The sequence below is a fragment of the Pontimicrobium sp. MEBiC06410 genome, assembly GCF_053601615.1.
This window is the reverse complement of sequence record NZ_JBSHNT010000153.1, coordinates 67032-89183: the sequence shown is the minus strand read 5'-3', so window position 1 is coordinate 89183 and position 22152 is coordinate 67032. Positions and strand designations below refer to the sequence as shown.

Below are 22152 nucleotides of genomic sequence, written 5' to 3'. Positions count from 1 at the left end.
TGATCGTAATCTAAATTTGTCTTGTCAATACAAACAGGACAATAATGAAAAAATCCATATTTTGTACAGCCTTAATTCTTTCTCTTAGCATTACAGCTTGTAATAACCAAAACAAATCTAAAACCGATACTATTTCGGTAGAATCCAATATTAATCAAAAAACAAAAGAAATGAAAAGTCATATTTCAATTTTTGAAATTCCTGCAACAGATATTTCAAGCGCAGTAAATTTTTATGAAGCAATTTTGGACATTAACATTGAGAAAATGACAATGCCTGAAATGGAAATGGGAATATTTCCTTATGAAGAACAGGTAGTTACAGGAGTTATTATTAGAGCAGAAGGCTATAAACCTTCATCTAACGGTGTTACTATATATTTAAACGGTGGAGCTAACCTTCAAATTATTCTTGATAAAGTTGAGAAAAATGGAGGGAAAATAATTGTTCCAAAGTCACTTCACGCAGATGAAAGTGGTTATTACGCACTATTTATTGACTCAGAAGGGAATAAAATTGGGCTGCATTCTCCAAACTAAACAGAGAAAAGAACGAACGCATAACAACGTATGTAATTCATAGCTAGTTAGTTGTTTAATTGTAATTAAGACATATTTAGAAAGTCGCCAAATTTAAAAACCTGGCTTGTGGCAAATCCGAAAATAATTTTCTAATTTACACGTTACAAGCCATATATAAGGCTGTTGGCATACATTACAATAAAAGAATCATATTTTTTAAGAATGAATTATTCATACTTAAAAACATCTAGAAATACAACGTAAGTTTTAAGGAAGATCTACGGAAATTTTTCCATTTAAAACATCACCATTTCTTAGAACAGTATTACAGAATATTATAGTAAGGATTTGGTTATTATTCTCAACAAACACCTCGGTTTCAGGTGTAGAACTGTTTCCAATCAATACTTGATTTGTAGATTTTGTTAACTCTCTTTCTAAGTAAGAAATGTCAAACATGTAATCTACACCAAAATATTGAGCTGTAATCGGGTTTCCATTATCCAACTCATTAAAACTCACTTCAAATATATTTGGCCAATTTCCAAATCTAATCCCTACATTTCCTTCATCACAGCAAATTGGTTCTAATAATTCTGGATTAGATGCGGTATACCACGTACCATTAATACTGTAATAATTATCCTGTACATATGAACAAGGAAAACTAGAAGTAGTAAATTCTTCCCAATCATCTTCTTTACTATCACCATTTCTTGTAAATGCCGTATAATAATAAGTAGTATTTGGCTCTAATCCATCCATGAAGTGGTTAAAATTATAGAATCCATTATAATAATCAACTTCACCTTCAAGTTCAATTATTTGATCATTACTTGAATCATTTGGATCTCCAGTTCTGAGAATAAAACCTACTTTGTAAGTATCAGGTTCAGAGAAAGTTACTTGAGAATGATCAATAAATCCATTCATAGTTATGGAGTTCGTTGTTCTATAAGTTGCATAAGATCTTACATTAGGAGCATCATAAACTTGGGTATCCTGAGTATCATCATTTGACGAATCAGAACTGTCATCACTACATGAACAAAAAGCAAAAGCGATAAATAAAAAGGAAAATATTTTATTCATTTTAAAAGATTAAAATTAGTGTTGTCAAATCTAAATAAATTAAAAAACATATGCCAACAGTGTGTATAATTAATTTTGGTCGTTGCCTATTTTGAAAATTCCTTCGGAATTTTCTCGCATTCGTTTTTGTTTACTAAATTAGTTGTTGAAACACGCAACTAACTATACATAATAGCCCTCGTCGGGTTGGCTTTTATTAAGACAAAGATGAATGAAAAATAAATTAAGGAAAATTAAAGTGAATGATGAAACTTATTTATGAAAACGAGGACATCATCATTTAACTGAATTTAAACACTCTGAATGTGTTGAAAAGGTGACTATATATCTTGAAGGATTCAAAAAATCACCGCTTCTGTTATCATTTAGAGAAGAAGATAATATAATCGTAGAAACTGATATTGAAAAAGAGAAATGGTATGTTGGATATCCTGATGAAGGTGTGACTTGGCTATCTAAGCCCAGAGCTGATAAGAAACCACAAACTGAACACATTGAAGTTAATTTGAATCGACCTGCGGTAATAGCTGAACTCATTAGATATTTTAATTTGAATGGATGAAAGTCCAAAGAAAGTTCTAAACCATTTGTTGAAGAAAATGCTCTGAAAATTCTTGAAACAATAGATTTACCTCAGGGAATTAATTAAAAATAACGAAAAGCTAACAATGGTTATAATTAATACGGGTTTTGGTGCTTATCCCAAAGTTTAGTGCTTTTAAACCAAATCCGCCAAATCTTTTGATTTGGCTTTAAAATGAAAAAGATAAAACAAAATAAAAAGTTTTGGCTAAGTGCTTATTTGAAAATTTAGTTTATTCAAACCCCGTACTACGCATAGCCAAACCGTTACCTGTAAACTGAAAAACTATGTTCCAAAATCATATAACAGTTAAAAACCGACACAAGAAGTTTATAAAAACAGTATGTGAAACCGAAACAGTTTACGTACTGAAAAATAAAAAAGGATTTGCAACTTCAAGTTCAGTCCATTATGATGACGAAGATGGAGAGCCTGTTGGAATGATTTGTTTTTGGGCTGAAAAGGCAAGAGCAAAGTCTTGCGTAAAAGGCAGGTGGAAAAATTATGAGTCGACTGAAATATCTCTATCTGAATTTATGGAAAACTGGTGTGTTAGAATGGAAAATGACGGACTTTTAATTGGAACACAATTTGACCAAAATATGTTCGGATTTGAAGCAGAACCTTTGGAATTAATAGTAGACTTATCGACTGAATTAAAATCAATCGGAAAGGATTTGAATTTTCGAAAGTTTAATGGGATTGAGGACTTAGAAACTCAAGTCAAAGAAATAATGGAATGATAAAAAGCCAGCAGATAATACTGGTAACCGTTGTACATGTCTATAATTTTCTACAAGTCTCTTTTAAGAGAATTCTGTCTTTTTTAAAGTACATTAAGTTAAATTTTAGATTCTTTAAAAGATGCTTATACGCTGTAAAAACAAGTTGTTTTGTTTAATAATTTGGAACTTGTAACAAAATACAGGACAAAAGAAAAGACATAGGGCACAATTACAACAAAAAAAGGATTCGTTTTTCGAATCCTTTTTTGTTCACAAAGTATATTTTTAATTAAGCCTTTTCAACTTTAGTACAACATGCTTTTTTGCAATCTTTAGCACATGCTTTTTTCTCTGCTTCCGTTTTGTTTTTACAACATTCTTTTTTGCAATCGGTTTTACATTCTTTTTTAGAAAAAGCATCTACAGTTTTCATGTCCTTTACTTTATAAGTGTCTGCAACACTAGTAACAGTTTTTTCCAAAGAAACAGGTGTTACTTTTGCGTTGTCATACTCGACCATTGCTAGTTGTCTGTCGAAATCTACAACCGCAGACTTTACACCTTCCATTTTAGCCATTTTCTTTTCAATAGTCTTAGCGCACCCCATAGCGCACGTCATACCTTCAATTTTAAATTCGGCTTTAGCATAAGTTGCATTAGGGTCTAAAGTTGCTTTTTTAGTTTCTACCTTAACGTTAGTTTCAACAGTTTTAACTTCAGGTTGAGTTGCTTCATTTTTACAGTTAAAAGTAACTAAAGTTAATATTGCAATGGCTAATATGTTTTTTAATGCTTTCATAAATTATTGTTTTTATTCTATAGTATGGTTACAATAGAATTTAATTATTAAAATATAGATTACAAAATTAATAATTATATCTATTTATTGCGTTAATAATTCCATTTTTGCATAACTAAACGAGTCATCATGCCTAACAAAAATTATAAATGGGGGTATTTACTGTTGCTTTCGCTAATTTGGGGAACTTCTTTTATACTCATAAAAAAATCTTTATTAGGTTTAACTGCATATCAATTAGGAGCCTTAAGAGTAATAATAACTGGGTTGTTTTTGTTAGTTATTGGTTATAGACGAATTAAAACAATTAGTAAAAAAGATTGGAAATGGATTACTATTTCTGGTTTTATAGCTTCTTTTTTTCCTGCTTTTTTCTTTGCTATTGCCGAAACCGAAATAGATAGCGCTATAGCCTCTATTTTAAACTCGTTAGTACCGTTAAACACAATATTAATGGGGCTTGCTATCTTTAAAATAGGGACAAGTAAACGGCAGATATTAGGAGTTATTATTGGTTTTATTGGTACTGCTATTTTAATATTAAAAGGCGCAAATTTAAATCCTAATCAAAATTATTTATATGCTGGTTTTGTTATAGTTTCTACATTAATGTATGCTATTAATGTAAATATTATTAAGCGTTATTTACAAGATGTAAAACCATTAACTATAGCAGTTGGTAATTTTATGCCTATTATGGTTCCTGCATTTATAGTATTAATATTTACTGGTTTTTTTACTGAAGTAACCCTTGGTAATGAGAATTTAAAAATAGCGTTATTATATGTTACTATTTTATCTTTGTTTGGTACAGCTTTAGCAAAAGTATTATTTAATAGGTTGGTGCAAATTTCTACACCTGTATTTGCTTCTTCTGTAACTTACATAATGCCTGTTGTAGCTTTAGGTTGGGGGCTTATAGATGGAGAAGAATTTAGTGTATTACAAGGTTTTGCAACGCTAATTATTTTAATAGGTGTGTATTTAGCTAATAAAAAGTAAAAGATAAAAAAAACCGAAGTGATAAACTTCGGTTTTTTTATAGATATAAATTTATTTATAGATTAATTAAAATCTTCTTCGGTTACACCTTCGTTGATTTTAACATCGGTAGATTGTAAAGTAATAACTTGTGGACCTACTGTTATTTTTTGAGTGTAAGGAAATTTAATGCCATCTACAGATTTGTAATCGGATACATTTTCTATAGTAGTCATGGATTGTCCTTGTGCCTCTGATGTAGACTCAGATTGTACTAATAAACCATTTTCTACACTGTAGTATCTATAAGATACATCCTCTCCTTCTGTTACTTTTATTTTGTATACATCAACACCATCAATAGTAGTTGAACTTTCTAATGAAATGTTAGACTCATTATAATATAATTCTGGAAATAACCCTTTTGTAGATTTTTGTTTATCTAATTCTTTTTCACTCATTGGTACTTTACGTCCCATTTGTTCTTGGTATCCATTAGCGCCATCAAACTTACGCTTCATTAATGTGCCCATACCTTCGGCAACCATTTCCATAGAAATTTTATTTGGTGCCATAGCTTTAATTATTGCTTTTGGAGAGAATGGTGCGCCTGCAATTGTAACGTCTGCATTTGTTAATACTGTTTTAACAGTTTTTAATTTCGCTTCTCCACCTACAGCTTTAATATAGTCACTTATTACAGTTTGTGCAGTTACTCCTTTAGGAATAGGTTTAGAATATACAGGTTTGTCTACAGGCTTAGCGTATTTGTCGTAGTATTTAATTGGAATTCCTGTTTTTTCAAGGTTTTCTAATACATCACTACCTTTACCAACTACAACTATTCTTGCATTTTCTGAGGTAAAGTATTTATTTGCAGCACGTTTTACATCGTCTGCAGTTACTGCATTAACCTTTTTAAGATAAGTTGTATAGAAATCCTCAGGTAAATTATTCTTTTTAATATTTAAAGCGTAGCGAGCTATTGTTTCTGGGCGCTCTAGTGCTAACACAAAGCTACCAACATATTTTGCTTTTGCGTTATTAAGATCTTTTACTGAAACAGTTTCAGTTTTAATTCTGTTAACTTCTTTTAATATTTCAACAACTGCACTGTCTGTTACGGTATTTCTTACTTTAGCAAAAGCATTAAATCTTGCTGCTCCATATTTGTCTGTACCTAAACTAGAATAAGATCCGTAAGTATAGGCTTTGTCTTCACGAAGGTTTAAAAATAAATAACCTTCACCACCACCACCTAAAATATAGTTAGCAATTTTTGCTCCAAAAAAATCTTCATCATTCATTTTTAAGGGCACATTGTTTGTTAAGGATATATTAGATTGTACCGCATTTGGCATGTCTACAAAATTAATTTGCGTGTATTTTACATTTGCTTTTGGAGGTAAAACAGTTGTTTGTACTTCTACCATAGTATCCCAGCTAGCAAAATATTTTTTTATTTGCTTTTTAACAGTTCTAAAATCTACATCACCTACAACAACCAAATAAGCATTTTTAGGAGTAAAATATCTTCTGTAATAGCTTACAACATCTTTTAATGTAATATTTTGTAATGTCTCTTCTGTTACGAATTCACCATTTGCATGTTTAACTCCAAATGATAATGCTCTTCCAACTCTACCAGCTACAACATCTGAACTTTTAGCGCTAGATTTAATGTTTTCTAAAACTTTATCTTTTTCTTTTTGAAACTCTTCTTCAGTTAATAATGGGTTTATTGCGGCATCAGCCATAAGCTCTAAAATACGCTCAGAGTATTTAGTTAGAGAAGAAGCAGAAGCACTTTGCGAACTAAATCCTAGTCTAGCACCTAAAAAGTCAATTTCTTCATTAAATTCATCTTTAGAAATATTAGTAGTTCCATTCCCTAGCATGGCTCCTAGAATACTGGAAACTCCAGCGATATCTCCTTCTACAATTGGTTTATTATCTATAGTAAGGCTGTAAGAAACTCGAGGTAATTTATGATTTTCTACAACTAATACCTTAAGTCCGTTTTTAAGTTCGAATTCTCCTGGCTTTTCTAAGGTAATTGTTGGTGCTGGTCCAGGTTTAGGTTGTTTTGACCTATCAACTTGTGCCGAGGCAGAAATTGATAATAAAAACAATACTATTACTGCAGTTATTTTAGTCTTCATTTGTACGTTTTTAATATTTTTAATTTTCATCTTTTTTAGGTAAATATTCTAAAATAAGACGTTGATTTGGATTTAAATACTTTTTAGCAACTGCTTGCATTTCTTCTCTTGTAATAGATCTGTAAATGTCAATTTGATTGTTAATTAAGTTTACATCTCCATATAACATATAGTAACGTGCTAATGAATTAGCAATGCCTTCAATACTAGAATTAGAGTTCACGAATTGGTTTTCAAACTTGTTTTGAAGTTTTTGATAGTCTTTTTCAGAAATTAATTCATTTTGAACTTTAACTACTTCTTCGTCCATTTCTTTAACTAAATCATCTAAACTAACCTCTCCATGAGGTAAAGCAAATAATGCATAAGTACCATAATCTTCTTGGCTAAGATTAACAGCGGCTACTTGTAAAGCCATTTTTTTATCATCTACTAGTTTTTTATACAGTTTAGAGGTTTTACCATCACTTAAATAACTAGATATCATGTCTAAAACATAAGCATCTCGTTCTTTAAAAGAGGGTGTTCTATATGCAGCTATAACTGCTGGGATTTGAATATTATTATCATAAGCTTTTGCTCTAATAGGTTCTGTAATTGGGTCTTCTTTTGGGAAATTTCTAACAATATCTTTTCCTCTAGGAATTGGCCCAAAATAATCTTTAATCATTTTTTTAACAGCAGGAACATCAATATCTCCAGCAACTACAAGAACAGCATTATTTGGAACGTAGAATTTTTTGTTAAATGCCTGGAATTCTTCTAATGTAGCAGCATCTAAGTGTTCCATTTTACCAATTGTAGTGCCTTTATATGGATGCTTCTTAAACATGTATTGCTTAATTTCGGCTATAATATTACCGTAAGGTCTATTATCTACATTTTGGCGTTTTTCTTCTTTTACAACTTCATTTTGAGTGTCTACACCAATTTGATTGATAATTGGGTGCATTAATCGTTCTGATTCTAACCATAGCCCTAATTCTACATTATTAGAAGGAAATACTTCGTAATAATAAGTTCTATCATCTGTAGTATTCGCATTGTTATTTCCTCCATTAGAGGATACTATAGAAAACCATTTACCGCGTTCTATGTTTTTTGTGCCTTCAAACAATAAGTGCTCAAAAAAGTGAGCAAAGCCTGTGCGTTCTGGGTTTTCATCTTTAGCGCCAACGTGATACATTACCGAGGTTGTTACAACTGGAGCTGAATTATCCTGATGCAAAATAACGTGCATACCGTTATCTAAATCATACTCTTCAAACTTAACTTCTTGCGCAGTAGCTGTAAATCCAGCCAATAGCAAAGCCGCTAATGAGAATAAATTTTTTTTCATTTTGAGATTGTTTTTTATGATCATATTTCAAGTATGTCTGTAATAGTTATAAAATGTTACAGACTTAAGTAACAAAAATAACAATCACAAACGGTTTTATGCTAGTTAATACGCTAAAAATTAACATAAAATTACGGGTTTTACACAATTTTTTTCCGATATTTAAGTGAATTACTAACCTTTTAAAAATATTCATTATGAAGAAGTTAGCGCTTCCCATTAGGTTGGGGATAGTAATAAGTGGGTGTTTAATAGCCTTCTTTTTAATATTATCATTATTTGGTTTACATACCAAGCCTGTTTTTAGTTTGTTTAATGGTATTATTGTAGGTTTTGGAATTTACGAAGCCATTAGATATAATAAATTAGAGCTAGGCGATAAATTTTCGTACTCTGCTGGTTTTACAACAGGCATTGTTTCAGGCTTTTTAGCTACTTTAATTTTTACAGTTTTCTTTTTGTTTTATGCAACCGAAGTTGAGCCTTCATTTTTGTCTAACTTGTTAGTTGTTTTTAAGGGAGATTATAATGTAGGTATAGGTTTAGTTACTTTTGTAGTGGCTATTATGGGCTTTGCAACTACAGTTGTTTTAACCCTTAATAGTATGCAACTTTTAAAAAAGAGCAGAAATATTGCTCAAAAAGCATAAAACGTTTGTAGATTAATTAATTAGCAGTATATTTGCACTCATTTTTTGAACAAAATTAATTAACAAACATTACGCTATGTACGCAATTGTAGAGATAGCAGGGCATCAATTTAAAGTTGAAAAAGACCAAAAAGTTTTTGTTAATCGTTTAGCAACAGAAGAAGGAAAGGCAGTATCTTTTGATAATGTACTTTTAGTTGCAGATGGTAGCAATGTAACTGTAGGCGCCCCAGCTATAGACGGAGCACAAGTAAGTGCTAAAGTCTTAAAGCACCTTAAAGGTGATAAAGTTATCGTTTTCAAAAAGAAAAGAAGAAAAGGTTACCGTGTTAAAAACGGTCACAGACAAGCCTTAACTGAAATCGTAATTGAAAGCATCGTAGCTTCAGGAGCAAAGCCAGCAAAAGCTGCTCCAAAGAAAGAAACTAAAAAAGCAGAGCCAAAAGCTGAAACTAAGAAGGCTGCTAAGAAAGCAACAGGAAAAACTGACGATTTAAAGAAAATTGAAGGTATTGGACCAAAAATTGCATCAACATTAGTAGAAGCTGGTATAGCAACATTTGCTGATTTAGCAAAAACTGATGCCGCAAAGATTTCTGAAATCATTGCAGATGTTCGTGGAAACCACGTAACTGATACTTGGCCAGCACAAGCTCAACTAGCTGCTGATGGTAAGTGGGATGAGTTAAAGAAATGGCAAGACGAATTAGATGGCGGAAAAGCTTAATTAGCAAAACCGTTTAAGTTTAACAATATAAAACCTTAAGACAATGGCTCATAAAAAAGGAGTAGGTAGTTCTAAGAATGGTAGAGAATCAGAATCGAAACGTTTAGGTGTTAAGATTTTTGGTGGACAAGCTGCTATTGCTGGGAACATCATCATAAGACAAAGAGGTAATACACACCACCCAGGTGAAAATGTATACCAAGGGAAAGATCATACTTTACATGCTAAAGTTGACGGTCTAGTAAAATTTACAAAGAAAAAAGATAATAAATCTTACGTTTCTATAGAGCCTTTCGAAGCTTAGAAATAATTTCTTTTTAGATATTAAAACCCTCATTCCAAATTTGGAATGGGGGTTTGTTTTTACAATAAACTTTAATTGTCTTCGTTGTGTTTAAATGAAAAAACTCATACTGCTATACATTCTACTTAATGTAAATACAACCTTTAGTCAAGATAAGAGTAATATAAAAACCATTCACGTTTTTGTCGCGCTTTGTGATAATGCAAATCAAGGGATTGTTCCAGTACCTAAAAAGTTAGGTAATGGACAGAATGCAAATAATAATTTGTATTGGGGCGCTTTATATGGGGTTAAAAGCTATTTTAAACGCAGTATAGATTGGACTTTAGTTTCATCGCAGTTAAACCCTGAAACTTATATTTTAGAACGCTTATTGTTTAAACATAATAATTCTAATACGTATTTGTTGGCAGATGCTTACGATGGTAAATTTATAAAACATACAATAACAAGCTTCTTAGAGGCTAATGCAGGGCATAATACAATTACAATAGCATATAACAACCAAAAATTACTGTTTGGTGGTAGTTCTAACCTTTTAGCTTATGTAGGTCATGATGGTTTAATGGAATTTAGTGTAGAGGGTAATTTTAAACCATTAAATACAAATAAAAGAGAAGCTATAATTCTAGCTTGCATTAGTAAAACTTATTTTAAGCCATACTTAGAGCAAACAAAATCTAAGCCTTTGGTATGGACAACTGGTTTAATGGCTCCAGAAGCCTATACGCTTAAAGCAGCAATAGAGGGTTGGGTTTTAAATGAAACCGATAATGAAATTAGAGCGCGCGCTGCCCAAGCTTATAATAAATACCAAAAATGTGGTATTAGAGGGGCTAGAGGCCTGTTAGTAACTGGATATAATTAAAAAACCCTTACATTTCTGTAAGGGCTTATAACACTTATTTTAATTTATGATTTTTCTATGCTAATAGAAAAACAGAAACCAATTTATTAGTATCTGTAATGTTCTGGCTTGTAAGGTCCTTCAACCGTTACACCAATATATTCTGCTTGCTCTTCACGAAGTTCTGTTAATTCAACTCCTATTTTAGCTAAGTGTAATTTTGCTACTTTTTCATCTAAATGCTTTGGTAACATGTATACTTCATTTTTATAGTTTTCAACATTGTTCCAAAGTTCTATTTGTGCTAACGTTTGGTTAGTGAATGAGTTACTCATTACAAAACTAGGGTGTCCTGTTGCACAGCCTAAGTTTACTAAACGTCCTTCAGCTAGAATAATAATATCATTACCGTTAACATTATATTTATCAACTTGTGGCTTAATAGTATCTTTAGTATCACCAAAGTTACCGTTTAACCAAGCCATATCTATTTCGTTATCAAAGTGACCAATGTTACAAACAATAGTTTTATCTTTCATAGCCTCAAAATGACGACCTTGTACAATATCTTTATTACCAGTAGTAGTAATAATAATATCAGAGTTACCAACAACAGTTTCTAAACGTTTTACTTCAAAACCATCCATAGCTGCTTGTAAAGCACAAATAGGATCAATTTCTGTAACAGTTACAATACTTCCTGCACCTTTAAAAGAAGCGGCAGTACCTTTACCAACATCTCCATAACCACAAACTGTTACACGCTTTCCTGCTAACATAATATCTGTTGCACGACGAATAGCATCTACAGCACTTTCTTTACAACCGTATTTGTTATCGAATTTAGATTTAGTAACACTATCGTTTACATTAATGGCTGGCATTGGTAATGTTCCATTTTTTACACGCTCGTATAATCTATGTACACCAGTCGTTGTTTCTTCAGATAAACCATTAATTCCTGCTGCTAATTCTGGATACTTATCTAAAACCATATTAGTTAAATCACCTCCATCATCTAAAATCATGTTTAAAGGCTTACGGTCTTCTCCAAAAAATAAGGTTTGTTCAATACACCAGTCAAACTCTTCTTCTGTCATGTCTTTCCATGCATACACAGCAGTTCCAGCAGCAGCAATAGCAGCAGCAGCTTGATCTTGTGTAGAGAAAATATTACAAGAACTCCATGTAACTTCTGCACCTAAAGCTTGTAACGTTTCTATTAAAACAGCAGTTTGTATTGTCATATGTAAACATCCTGCAATACGTGCACCTTTTAAAGGTTGAGAGTCTTTATACTCTTCACGTAAACTCATTAACCCAGGCATTTCTGCTTCAGCTAAATTAATTTCCTTTCTACCCCATGCCGCTAGAGACATATCTTTTACCTTATTAGGTACGTAAGCAATAGTTTTTGTACTCATTTTTAAATTTTTATTCGTTTTTACAATTATGTTATTATGTAGTTTTTAAATTATTGTCTTTAAAACCAACATTGCTTATAGTTCATAATTGTATATTTGTTTTCAATTTAAGAGTGCAAAGATAATCAATAACTATCAGAATATTAAATGCCTGTTTACAAAACCCTGCATCCTAATTCACAAACTACTGTTAAAATCTGGAAGATTACAGAGACTTACAAGGAACTCCTTACACCATTAACTTTAAAACCAGAAAGTGAAGCACGCGTTTTAGGAATGAAAAGCGAATTGCATCAGCGCGGTTTTTTAAGTGTAAGGCATTTATTGGCAGAATTTGGTTATACAGACACCGATTTATTTTACGATAAAAATGGTAAGCCACATTTAAAAGATGGCAAACACATTTCTATAACACATTCTTTTACGTTTTCTGGAGTTATAATTAGTGATAATGAAGTTGGTATTGATATTGAAAAACAGAGAGATAAAATAGCCATTATTGCTAAGAAGTTTATAATATACGAATTTGAATATTTAAAAGATACAGACCCAGAATACATAAATAAATTAACTGTAATTTGGGGCATAAAAGAATCGTTATACAAACTATTTGCTACCCCTGGCATGTTATTTAAAGAGAATTTTCTTGTAATTCCCTTTACAATAGAAGAAGGCAAAACGGTAGCCTGGATAGACTATAAAGGAGCAAAAAAACGTTATGATACTGAGTTTTTAGAGTTTGAAGGATTTACCTGTGCGTATGCTCTAGGCTAATATATTGTAAAGGTGTAAATGAAAGACGTTCTTCAAAATATAAAAGAAACCGCAAAAAAAAGAAAGTTACTTGCTGTATTAATAGATCCAGATAAAATGGAGGTAAATGCCTTGCCTAAATTTATAAAGAAAGTTAATGCCTCTATTGCAACTCATATTTTTGTTGGAGGTAGTACGGTTAAAGATCAAGTTACTCAGGTTTTTGTAAAGGAACTAAAACCTTTAACAAGTTTACCAATTGTTTTATTCCCTGGTGATGTTACTCAAATATCTAAAGATGCAAATGCTCTTTTATTTTTGTCTCTGTTATCTGGAGATAACCCAGAGTATTTAATAGGGAAGCATGTAAAAGCCGTTTCTAAATTAAAAGAAATAGATTTAGAAATTATACCTACAGGTTATCTATTAATAGAAGGAGGTGTAGAAACAGCGGTACAACGTGTAACCTTAACAAAGCCATTACCTAGAGGAAATACGCAGTTAATAATAGATACTGCAAAAGCTGGAGAATTATTAGGGATGCAGCTAATATATTTAGAAGCTGGTAGTGGAGCAAAAAAAGCAGTACCATTAGAGGTTATAAAATCAACTAAAGAAGTATTAAGTATCCCATTAATAGTAGGTGGAGGTATTAGAACTAAAGAACAATTAAAAGCAACATATAATGCTGGAGCCGATGTAGTAGTAATAGGAACTGCTTTTGAGGAAGATGAAGCATTTTTTGAAGTTTTAAAGGCGTAATAAAAGTAAATATGAATGTTATAATTTTTGGTCCGCCTTTAGCAGGTAAAGGCACGCAAAGCAAAAGAATTATTAAGGATTTCGGATTAACTCACTTGTCTACTGGAGATGTTTTAAGAGCAGAAAAAGAGGCGAAAACAGAATTAGGTATAAAAGCTTCAGAGTATAGTAGTAAAGGACTTCTTGCTCCAGATGATTTAGTAGCAAAAATTGTAGAAAAATTTTATCATAATCATAAATTGGACAAAGGTATTTTATTTGATGGTTATCCAAGAAATATCGAACAGGCAAAGCATCTTATAAATGTAATAGAAAAAGATGGAGGCGTTTTAGATAAAATAGTTTTTTTAAAAGTACCTAAAGAAGAACTTTTAAAACGAGCGATAATACGGGCAAAAGAAGAAAATAGGAAAGACGATAAGGATAGTAATACAGTAATGACAAGAATTAATGAGTTTGAAAACTCAACCATTCCTGCTGTTAATTATATTAAAAATAAAGGGATTAAAACAATAGAATTAGATGGGAATAAATCTATTGATGAGATATACCAAATTATAAAAAGAGAGTTAATCGATTAAAAAATGAACATTTCAGTAGATTTAACATTATCACCGTTACAAAACGATTACGAACACCACATAATAGAATTTATAAAAGCATTACGAGACTCTAAATTTACAGTATTGGAGAATCCATTAAGTACACAGATTTTTGGAGATTATAACGAGTTAATGCCTTTTTTAAATCAAGCCATTAAAACCTCGTTTATAAACCAAGATATATGTGTGTTAACTATGAAGGTTGTAAAAACAGACCGTAGCGATTATGAACCACATTTTTGATTTCTTTTTTGGTCAGTATTACGAATATGCAACCATAGATATTGTGCTAGAAATAGTAGCAGTAATTTTTGGTTTTATGTCTGTATGGTACTCTAAACAAAATAAAATATGGGTATTTCCAACTGGTATGATAAGTACAGTAATATTTGTGTATTTATTACTAAAATGGACCCTTTTAGGGGATATGATGATTAATGCTTATTATTTTATAATGAGTGTTTATGGATGGTATGTATGGACACGTAAAGTAGATGATACTTCGGTTACGCCAATTTCTGTAGCAACACCAAAAGAGAAAAAAATAAGTATAGTAATATTTTTTGCTACATTATTATTTGTATTTGCCGTTTACAATATGTTTAATAAATGGTCGGGGTGGACGGCATATATTGATACTATAACTACAGCTATATTTTTTGTAGGGATGTGGTTAATGGCAAGACGTAAAATAGAAAATTGGTTCTTTTGGATTATAGGAGATATTATATCTGTACCACTATATTTTTATAAAGGATTTACATTTACAAGTTTTCAATATTTAGGATTTACAGTAATCGCTATATTTGGCTATTTAGCATGGAAGAAAAATATAAACAAGAACCTGCAAACTGCATAAAAGTAGTTTTGTTTGGACCAGAATCTACAGGGAAAACAACATTATCTAGACAGTTGGCAAGACACTATAACTCGGTGTGGGTAAGAGAGTATGCTCGTGTATATTTACAAGAAAAATGGAATAATGAGCGTAAAACATGCGAACCTAAAGATTTGTTACCTATTGCTGAAGGCCAAATGCGAATGGAGAATGACTATGCGAAAAAAACAAATTCTGTTTTAATTTGCGATACAGATTTACTTGAAACAAAGGTTTATTCTGAGGCCTACTATTTAGGATCTTGCGATCCTGTACTAGAAAAATTTGCACTAGAAAACACATACGATTTATATTTTTTAACTTATATTGATACACCTTGGGAAGCAGACGATTTAAGAGACAAACCTGAGCAAAGAGAAGAAATGTTTAGAGCGTTTCAAAACACTTTAATAAAGTATAAAAGGCCTTATGTTTTATTGAAGGGAGATAAAAAGGAACGATTAGAAACAGCAATAAAGTATATAGATAATCTACTAAAAAAAGAGAAGTGAATTTCACTGCGAAACATATAAAACAAATAGAAAATAAAGGTATTACTGTTGAAAAAATAGAGCAACAATTAGCACTTTTTAAATCTGGATTACCGCATGTAAATCTAAAATCTGCTGCGAGCTTAGGAGATGGTATTTATAAGTTTTCTAATGAAGAGAATAATTTTTTTATAGACTACTATAATTCTAGAAAAGAAGCATTACATATCATGAAATTTATACCAGCTTCTGGTGCAGCAACAAGAATGTTTCGGTTTTTGTTTCAGTTTTTGGAATGTTACAATTCAGAAAAAGAAACTGTTAACTCTTATATAAATAGAAATAAGACTTCAGAATTGCCTCTATTTATAGTTGGATTGGATAAATTTCCATTCTATAATACGGTTTTAGAAACAGCAAAAAATGAGGTTGCCAATTATAATGCGCTGTCCAATGATGAAAAAATGATACTTTTTATTAAAACATTGCTGGAAAAAGATAAGCTTAATTATAGTTTTTACCCTAAAGGGGTTTTACCATTTCATAAATATAAAGACCATTTAGCTACTGCTTTCGAGGAACATTTATTTGAAAGTGCTCTATATGCCTCATCAAACAACGTTGCGAATCTTCATTTTACAATTTCAGAAAAACATCATACTAGTTTTAATGAAGAGTTTAAACGCATTCAAAATATAGTTGAGCAAAAAACGAATACTAAATTTAATATTACGTTTTCATACCAAGACAAATCTACAGATACTATTGCAGTAACCTTAGATAATGAACCCGTTATTAATAAGGATGGAAGTTTATATTTTAGACCTTCTGGACATGGTGCTTTACTATCTAATCTAAACAATCTAGATGCAGATGTTATCTTTATAAAAAATATAGATAATGTTGTTGTGCATGAATATGAGAAAGAAGTTGCTAAACATAAAAAAATATTAGCAGGAGTATTATTAAAAACACAAGAGAAAGTCTTTAAGTCTTTAAAGGATTTAGAAAGTGAAAATAATAGTGAAGCAGATTTAGTAGAAATCGCTCAGTTTTTAAGAACATCGTTAAATGTTGTAATATCTCCAGAGTTTGAAAAATATTCACTTAAATACCAAATAGAATATTTAAAAACAAAACTAAATAGACCAATTCGAGTATGCGGCATGGTTAAAAATGAAGGAGAGCCGGGAGGAGGCCCATTTTGGGTAAAAGATGAAAGTGGTAACACTTCGTTACAAATTGTAGAATCTGCACAGATAGATAAAAGCAATAAATACCAAAAAAGTATTTTAAAACATGCAACACATTTTAACCCTGTAGACTTAGTTTGTGGGATTAAAGATTATAAAGGTAATGTGTTTTGTTTAGAAAAATTTGTAGACCCACAAACAGCATTTATTACTAAAAAAACAATTGAAGGTAAGGAGATAAAAGCTATGGAGTTACCTGGGCTTTGGAATGGTAGCATGGCTAACTGGAATACTATTTTTGTAGAAGTCCCTTTAGTTACCTTTAATCCTGTAAAAACAGTAATAGACTTGCTTAAACCAGCACACCAAGTCTCTTAATATGTTTTCTGTTGAAGCATTAGTACAAGAATTTAACTTTAAAGCTATAAGAAGTTCGGGTAGTGGAGGACAACATGTAAATAAAGTATCGTCTAAAGTTGAATTATCCTTTTCTGTTATAGAATCAACAATACTAAACGAATTTCAAAAAGAAATTATCATTAAAAAGTTGGCACACAGGCTAACCAAAGATTCTGTTTTAGTATTGCAATGCGATGAAAAAAGAAGTCAGCATAACAATAAAGCTATTGTAATAAAACGTGGGATAGCTATTTTAAAAGCAGCATTAATAATTCGTAAAAAACGGATACCAACGAAAATTCCTAAATCGGTAATAAAAAAACGATTAAAAAATAAACGCATACAATCTGAAAGAAAAACCAATAGAAAAAAGCCAGATTTAGATTAAGGGAACAAACTTCACAAAAAACAAGAAAAGCAAATCTTAAATTAAAAAAACTACGCTATCTTTGCACCGATTTCAAAAAAGGGGTGCCTATATCGGCTGAGATCATACCCATAGAACCTAGAACAGGTAATGCTGTTTAGGAAACGAGAGTTATAAATGTCTAATAGATGTTTTAGTATGAGTAGATGTAAAACTAATGTTTTGCAAAAAATAAATTTAAAAATTTAATAAAGAATAATAGCCTCTTTTTATTCGACAATATATCGTTTCGAATGAAAAATATATTTACTTTTTTAACACTATTCGTGTTTACAGTATGTGCAAGTGCACAAGAACAAACTCAAGATTCTATCCCTACAAATACCTTAGATGAAGTTTTGGTAAAGTCGGTACGTGTATCTGCAGATTCTCCAATTACACACTCTAATGTAGATAAAGAAGCATTAGAGAAGCGCAATTTAGGACAAGATTTACCAATTTTATTAAACTATTTACCATCCGTTGTAACAACGAGCGATGCAGGAGCAGGAGTTGGTTATACAGGTATTCGTGTACGTGGTGTAAGTGCACAATCTACAAATGTTACTATTAATGGAATACCGTATAACGATGCAGAAAGTTTAGGAACTTTTTGGGTAGATTTACCAGATTTCTCTTCTTCGGTAGAAAGTTTGCAATTACAAAGAGGTGTTGGTACTTCTACAAATGGATCTGGAGCTTTTGGAGCTAGTGTAAATATTTTAACCGATGCTGTTGCAGATAAAGCTAATGGAGAAATTTCTAATACTTTTGGAAGCTTTAATACAAGAAAACATAACGTAAAATACAGCACAGGGTTATTAAATGATCATTTTGAAATTGCAGGTCGTTTATCTCAAATAAATTCTGATGGATATATAGACCGAGCAGAGTCCGATTTAAAATCATATTTCTTACAAGGTACTTATGTAGATAGTAACCGATTAATAAAAGCTTTGGCTTTTGGAGGGCATGAAGTAACATACCAAGCCTGGTTTGGGTTTGATCCAGCTACAATAGCAGCAATAGGAGAAAACCCTAATCTAGATGATAATAGAACATTTAATTTAGGAGGGATAAAGTTTGATGATAATGGTAATTTTGAAGGCTTTTATGATAATCAAGTAGATAATTATAAACAAGACCATTTTCAATTGCATTGGAACGAACGTTTTAATAACAATTGGTCTACTAATCTAGGGCTTAATTATACATATGGACGAGGTTTTTTTGAAGAGTACGTTGATAATTATCTCTATTCTAATATCTATTTTGAATCTGATGCTCAATTTTCATTCATAGGTTTGGATCCTATAGAAGTTAATGGGGTAAATATATCTTCTCAAGATTATGTAAGAAGACGATGGTTAGATAACGACTTCTATGTTCTTAATGCAAATGTAAATTATAAAGACTCTAAACTTAATTTAACCACAGGACTGTCTTACAGCTCTTACGATGGGGATAATTTTGGAGAAATTATTTGGGCACAATATGCAAGTAATAGTAATATAAGAGACCGTTATTATGATGGAAACTCTAATAAATACGATTTTAGTGTATTTGCTAAAGCAACGTATAAATTAAATGATAAATTAAGTTTATATGGAGATTTACAAGTACGTAAGGTAGATTACGATACTAGCGGAACAAATTCAGATAATGTTTTATTTGAAATTGATAAAAGTTATTCATTCTTTAATCCAAAAGCTGGATTATCGTATAATTTAGATGATAAAAATAACCTGTATTTTTCTTATGCAAGAGCAAATAGAGAAGCTAACAGAAGTGATTTTGAAAGTGACCCTAATATTAAACCAGAACAATTAAATGATTTTGAATTAGGATGGAGGCATACGAGTTCTAAATTTAGGTTTAATGCCAATGCCTATTATATGCTATACAATGAGCAGTTAGTATTAACAGGAGCTTTAGACAATTCTGGAGCACCAATTAGAGGGAACGCTGGAGAAAGCTTTAGATTAGGGTTAGAATTAGAAGCGGCAGTACAATTAACAGACAAGCTGGCAATACAGCCAAATGTGACAGTAAGTTCTAATAAAAATAAAGAAACATTTGCATCTATAGATGGAGAATTGGTAAACTTAGGAAAAACAAATATTTCATTCTCTCCAGAATTAATAGCTGCAAATGCTATAGTATTTCAACCAACAAAAGAGCTACAATTATCCTTTTTAAGTAAATATGTTGGCGAGCAGTTTATGGGGAATACAGACTCCGATGTTTCAAAATTAGAAAGCTATTTTGTGAACGATCTTAATATTACCTACGAGATAAAAACGAAAAAAATATTTAAGTCTATTCTGTTGTCAGGTTTAGTAAATAATATATTTGGAGAAAAGTATGTGTCTAATGGGTATTATTATACTTTCGATGACGATTTTTCTGTACCAGGTGAAATAAAAACGATAGAAGGTGCTGGATATTATCCACAAGCAACAACTAACTTTTTAGTAGGAGCAACTTTAAAGTTCTAATAAAAGAATAATCTGTGTTGTCCTAAAATAGGTTGACAGATTTAAAATAAATTAAGCCAGAGCATTATATGTCTCTGGCTTTTTTTGTATAATAAATTATTAATTATTAAAAACGCGTATAATGTTTCCATTAACTTCCACTGGGTAAGGTACTAGAGAGAATTGCCCGTTAGTACCAGTTTGAGGTAAACCATTTCCAGGAACTAAATAAGAGTTGCCGTCATCACAATTGCAAACAGCATTTGTACCATCCATTGTTAGTCTAGAGCACGAGTTTAATTGGTGGTTAGGGTCACTTAATTCATAAGCTTTGTAATTAGTTCCCCCAACATAATACACTACAATACCATTAATGCCATAATTATCATTCAAGGTAATAAAATTACCAGGAAATAATAAGTTGTTAAACTGTGGTAAACTAGTATTAATTAAACCTCCAGTATCAAAAGCAGCATTAGGAATGTTCTGATTTCGGGTTACATCATCATCATCTTTTTTACAAGATAGTAGTACCATGCATAGTAAAACAAATACTAAATAAATCTTTTTCATTTTTTCTAACATATTTTAAGACTTGCAATTTACAACAAAATGAATACTGAAATAAATATTTTGTATATTTGCAGTACAATCTCGTGAAAACGAGATTTTTTGTGTTTATACACTTTGCAATCAAAGCGCAAGTTTAAGTAAAACGAAAAAATTATGAGTAAAGTATCATACTATACACCAGAAGGATTAAAAAAACTAAGAGAGGAGCTAAGACAATTAAAAGATGTGGAGCGTGTAAAAGCATCTAAAGCAATAGCCGAAGCTAGAGATAAAGGTGATTTAAGTGAAAATGCAGAATACGACGCAGCAAAAGAAGCGCAAGGAATGTTAGAAATGCGTATTTCTAAATTAGAAGACCAATTAGCTGGAGCCCGCGTTATAGATGAATCTCAATTAGATATGTCTAAAGTTTTAGTGCTTTCTATTGTTAAAATAAAAAACCAGACTAATGGAATGGAGATGACTTATACCTTAGTTGCAGATGGAGAAGCCGATTTAGCAGCAGGTAAAATCTCTGTAAATTCGCCTATAGGACAAGGTTTATTAGGTAAATCTGTTGGGGATGTCGCAGAAATTAAAGTACCAAGTGGAATCATGAAATTTGATATAATAGAAATTTCAAGATAAACTTATAACATAAACATATAAAAGATTCCTGTTTTAGTAATAAAGCAGGAATCTTTTTTTATCTTTAATTTTCAATCTAACACTTTAAAAAATAATGGCATCAATTTTTACTAAAATCGTTAATGGAGAAATCCCTTGTTATAAGGTTGCAGAAACTGAAGATTTCTTGGCTTTTTTAGATGTAAATCCTAATGCTAAAGGCCATACACTTTGTATTCCCAAAAAAGAAGTCGATAAGCTATTCGATTTAGATGAGGCAACATATAACGGTTTAATGCAATTTTCTAGAAAAGTAGCCCTTGCTATAGAGAAAACGATACCATGTAAACGTGTTGGGGTTTCTGTTATTGGGTTAGAGGTGCCTCATGTACACGTACATTTAATTCCCCTTAACACTATGGAAGATGCCCGTTTTATAAATAAAGTAGTATTAACTCAAGAAGAGTTTAATATTACTGCACAAACGATACAAAAAGCATTATAAATTTTTCATTGTTAAAAGTGTAATAACTGTAGCTATAATAACCAATATTACAGTTAGTAATATCCAAAAAAGCTTTTTATATTTTTTAGATGTTTTTTTAGGTGTAAAGGCTTTAAATTGATAGTCGTAAACACGCTCTATGTCTTCTGTCCAACGCTCAGGGTAAATAGCAGTATCACAAACATCGCAATGCATTTCTGTTCGAGCTTCTTGAGTTACAGATTTCGAAAAAGCAGTTTCAATAAACTGTTGTTTAAATGTTAACTGTAAGCCTTCTTTACTAAAACATTCAGGGCAATTATTATTCAATGAAACTTTTTTAACTGTAATATATTTTTTCGTAGTCATGTAAAA

The 22152-nt window shown here is 31.3% G+C and carries 25 protein-coding genes; 18 read left to right on the top strand and 7 right to left on the bottom strand.

Features of this window, described 5'->3' with window-relative positions:
* Positions 1–44 precede the first annotated feature (44 nt).
* Positions 45–539: a VOC family protein gene (locus ACVC08_RS10485; RefSeq protein WP_452601993.1), complete on the top strand. Its 495-nt coding sequence runs from the start codon at positions 45–47 to the stop codon at positions 537–539.
* A gap of 249 nt (positions 540–788) precedes the next feature.
* Here the strand turns inward: ACVC08_RS10485 and ACVC08_RS10480 are convergent, their stop codons facing one another.
* Positions 789–1613, bottom strand: coding sequence for a fibronectin type III domain-containing protein (locus tag ACVC08_RS10480; RefSeq protein WP_452601992.1), 825 nt, complete (start codon positions 1611–1613; stop codon positions 789–791).
* A gap of 870 nt (positions 1614–2483) precedes the next feature.
* Between ACVC08_RS10480 and ACVC08_RS10475 the strand changes: the two genes are divergently transcribed.
* On the top strand, positions 2484–2939 hold the full coding sequence (locus ACVC08_RS10475) for a DUF2750 domain-containing protein (protein ID WP_452601991.1): 456 nt from the start codon (positions 2484–2486) through the stop codon (positions 2937–2939).
* A 271-nt stretch (positions 2940–3210) separates the two neighbouring features.
* Here ACVC08_RS10475 and ACVC08_RS10470 read toward each other — a convergent pair whose 3' ends face one another.
* Positions 3211–3720, bottom strand: coding sequence for a cation transporter (locus ACVC08_RS10470; RefSeq protein WP_452597266.1), 510 nt, complete (start codon positions 3718–3720; stop codon positions 3211–3213).
* 129 nt (positions 3721–3849) lie between these two features.
* Between ACVC08_RS10470 and ACVC08_RS10465 the strand changes: the two genes are divergently transcribed.
* The gene (locus ACVC08_RS10465) at positions 3850–4722 is read left to right on the top strand and encodes a DMT family transporter (protein WP_452601990.1); all 873 of its coding nucleotides are present in this window, start codon (positions 3850–3852) and stop codon (positions 4720–4722) included.
* Positions 4723–4784: 62 nt separating this feature from the next.
* On the opposite strand, the gene ACVC08_RS10460 is transcribed toward ACVC08_RS10465, so the two are convergent.
* Together ACVC08_RS10460 and ACVC08_RS10455 are read right to left on the bottom strand one after the other, a co-directional pair.
* Positions 4785–6863, bottom strand: a complete 2079-nt coding sequence (locus tag ACVC08_RS10460) for an insulinase family protein (RefSeq protein WP_452601989.1) — start codon at positions 6861–6863, stop codon at positions 4785–4787.
* 19 nt (positions 6864–6882) lie between these two features.
* The gene (locus tag ACVC08_RS10455; protein ID WP_452597794.1) at positions 6883–8202 is read right to left on the bottom strand and encodes a M16 family metallopeptidase; all 1320 of its coding nucleotides are present in this window, start codon (positions 8200–8202) and stop codon (positions 6883–6885) included.
* A 197-nt stretch (positions 8203–8399) separates the two neighbouring features.
* Here ACVC08_RS10455 and ACVC08_RS10450 point away from each other — a divergent pair, with 197 nt between their 5' ends.
* The 4 genes from ACVC08_RS10450 to ACVC08_RS10435 all read left to right on the top strand — a co-directional run bounded on the left by ACVC08_RS10450 (position 8400) and on the right by ACVC08_RS10435 (position 10751).
* On the top strand, positions 8400–8852 hold the full coding sequence (locus tag ACVC08_RS10450) for a DUF4199 domain-containing protein (RefSeq protein WP_452597793.1): 453 nt from the start codon (positions 8400–8402) through the stop codon (positions 8850–8852).
* Between the two features lie 76 nt (positions 8853–8928).
* Complete coding sequence (rplU, locus tag ACVC08_RS10445; protein ID WP_452601988.1) at positions 8929–9579, top strand: 50S ribosomal protein L21; 651 nt, start codon at positions 8929–8931, stop codon at positions 9577–9579.
* 43 nt (positions 9580–9622) lie between these two features.
* Positions 9623–9883, top strand: a complete 261-nt coding sequence (gene rpmA, locus ACVC08_RS10440; RefSeq protein WP_013869859.1) for a 50S ribosomal protein L27 — start codon at positions 9623–9625, stop codon at positions 9881–9883.
* 94 nt (positions 9884–9977) lie between these two features.
* Positions 9978–10751, top strand: a complete 774-nt coding sequence (locus ACVC08_RS10435) for a hypothetical protein (RefSeq protein ID WP_452601987.1) — start codon at positions 9978–9980, stop codon at positions 10749–10751.
* A gap of 86 nt (positions 10752–10837) precedes the next feature.
* On the opposite strand, the gene ahcY is transcribed toward ACVC08_RS10435, so the two are convergent.
* Positions 10838–12154 carry an adenosylhomocysteinase gene (ahcY, locus tag ACVC08_RS10430; protein WP_452601986.1) on the bottom strand — a complete coding sequence of 439 codons (1317 nt, stop codon included), beginning with the start codon at positions 12152–12154 and terminating at the stop codon, positions 10838–10840.
* A gap of 147 nt (positions 12155–12301) precedes the next feature.
* Here ahcY and ACVC08_RS10425 point away from each other — a divergent pair, with 147 nt between their 5' ends.
* The 9 genes from ACVC08_RS10425 to ACVC08_RS10385 all read left to right on the top strand — a co-directional run bounded on the left by ACVC08_RS10425 (position 12302) and on the right by ACVC08_RS10385 (position 20135).
* Positions 12302–12928, top strand: coding sequence for a 4'-phosphopantetheinyl transferase family protein (locus ACVC08_RS10425; protein WP_452601985.1), 627 nt, complete (start codon positions 12302–12304; stop codon positions 12926–12928).
* A gap of 18 nt (positions 12929–12946) precedes the next feature.
* On the top strand, positions 12947–13669 hold the full coding sequence (locus ACVC08_RS10420; protein ID WP_452597788.1) for a geranylgeranylglyceryl/heptaprenylglyceryl phosphate synthase: 723 nt from the start codon (positions 12947–12949) through the stop codon (positions 13667–13669).
* A gap of 11 nt (positions 13670–13680) precedes the next feature.
* Positions 13681–14250 carry an adenylate kinase family protein gene (locus ACVC08_RS10415; protein WP_452601984.1) on the top strand — a complete coding sequence of 190 codons (570 nt, stop codon included), beginning with the start codon at positions 13681–13683 and terminating at the stop codon, positions 14248–14250.
* A gap of 3 nt (positions 14251–14253) precedes the next feature.
* Entirely contained in the window at positions 14254–14514 is a 261-nt protein-coding gene (locus ACVC08_RS10410; RefSeq protein WP_452597786.1) for a hypothetical protein, read from the top strand.
* Positions 14498–15130: a nicotinamide riboside transporter PnuC gene (gene pnuC / locus ACVC08_RS10405; protein WP_452597785.1), complete on the top strand. Its 633-nt coding sequence runs from the start codon at positions 14498–14500 to the stop codon at positions 15128–15130. The genes ACVC08_RS10410 and pnuC overlap by 17 nt, the downstream gene beginning before the upstream one ends.
* Positions 15091–15660 (top strand): AAA family ATPase, encoded by a 570-nt coding sequence (locus ACVC08_RS10400; protein WP_452597784.1) that lies wholly within the window; start codon positions 15091–15093, stop codon positions 15658–15660. The genes pnuC and ACVC08_RS10400 overlap by 40 nt, the downstream gene beginning before the upstream one ends.
* The gene (locus ACVC08_RS10395; protein WP_452601983.1) at positions 15657–17210 is read left to right on the top strand and encodes a DUF4301 family protein; all 1554 of its coding nucleotides are present in this window, start codon (positions 15657–15659) and stop codon (positions 17208–17210) included. Before ACVC08_RS10400 ends, ACVC08_RS10395 begins: the two co-directional genes overlap by 4 nt.
* A 1-nt stretch (position 17211) precedes the next feature.
* The gene (gene arfB, locus ACVC08_RS10390; protein WP_452601982.1) at positions 17212–17619 is read left to right on the top strand and encodes an alternative ribosome rescue aminoacyl-tRNA hydrolase ArfB; all 408 of its coding nucleotides are present in this window, start codon (positions 17212–17214) and stop codon (positions 17617–17619) included.
* A gap of 272 nt (positions 17620–17891) precedes the next feature.
* A complete protein-coding gene (locus ACVC08_RS10385; protein WP_452601981.1) occupies positions 17892–20135 on the top strand; it encodes a TonB-dependent receptor in 2244 nt (747 codons plus the stop codon).
* 99 nt (positions 20136–20234) lie between these two features.
* On the opposite strand, the gene ACVC08_RS10380 is transcribed toward ACVC08_RS10385, so the two are convergent.
* Positions 20235–20687 carry a hypothetical protein gene (locus tag ACVC08_RS10380; RefSeq protein WP_452597780.1) on the bottom strand — a complete coding sequence of 151 codons (453 nt, stop codon included), beginning with the start codon at positions 20685–20687 and terminating at the stop codon, positions 20235–20237.
* Positions 20688–20840: 153 nt separating this feature from the next.
* Here ACVC08_RS10380 and greA point away from each other — a divergent pair, with 153 nt between their 5' ends.
* Together greA and ACVC08_RS10370 are read left to right on the top strand one after the other, a co-directional pair.
* Positions 20841–21314 carry a transcription elongation factor GreA gene (gene greA / locus ACVC08_RS10375; RefSeq protein ID WP_452597779.1) on the top strand — a complete coding sequence of 158 codons (474 nt, stop codon included), beginning with the start codon at positions 20841–20843 and terminating at the stop codon, positions 21312–21314.
* Between the two features lie 94 nt (positions 21315–21408).
* Positions 21409–21798 (top strand): HIT family protein, encoded by a 390-nt coding sequence (locus ACVC08_RS10370; protein WP_452597778.1) that lies wholly within the window; start codon positions 21409–21411, stop codon positions 21796–21798.
* Here the strand turns inward: ACVC08_RS10370 and ACVC08_RS10365 are convergent.
* The gene (locus ACVC08_RS10365) at positions 21793–22146 is read right to left on the bottom strand and encodes a hypothetical protein (RefSeq protein ID WP_452597777.1); all 354 of its coding nucleotides are present in this window, start codon (positions 22144–22146) and stop codon (positions 21793–21795) included. The two genes, ACVC08_RS10370 and ACVC08_RS10365, sit on opposite strands and share 6 nt — an antisense overlap.
* Positions 22147–22152: the final 6 nt, after the last annotated feature.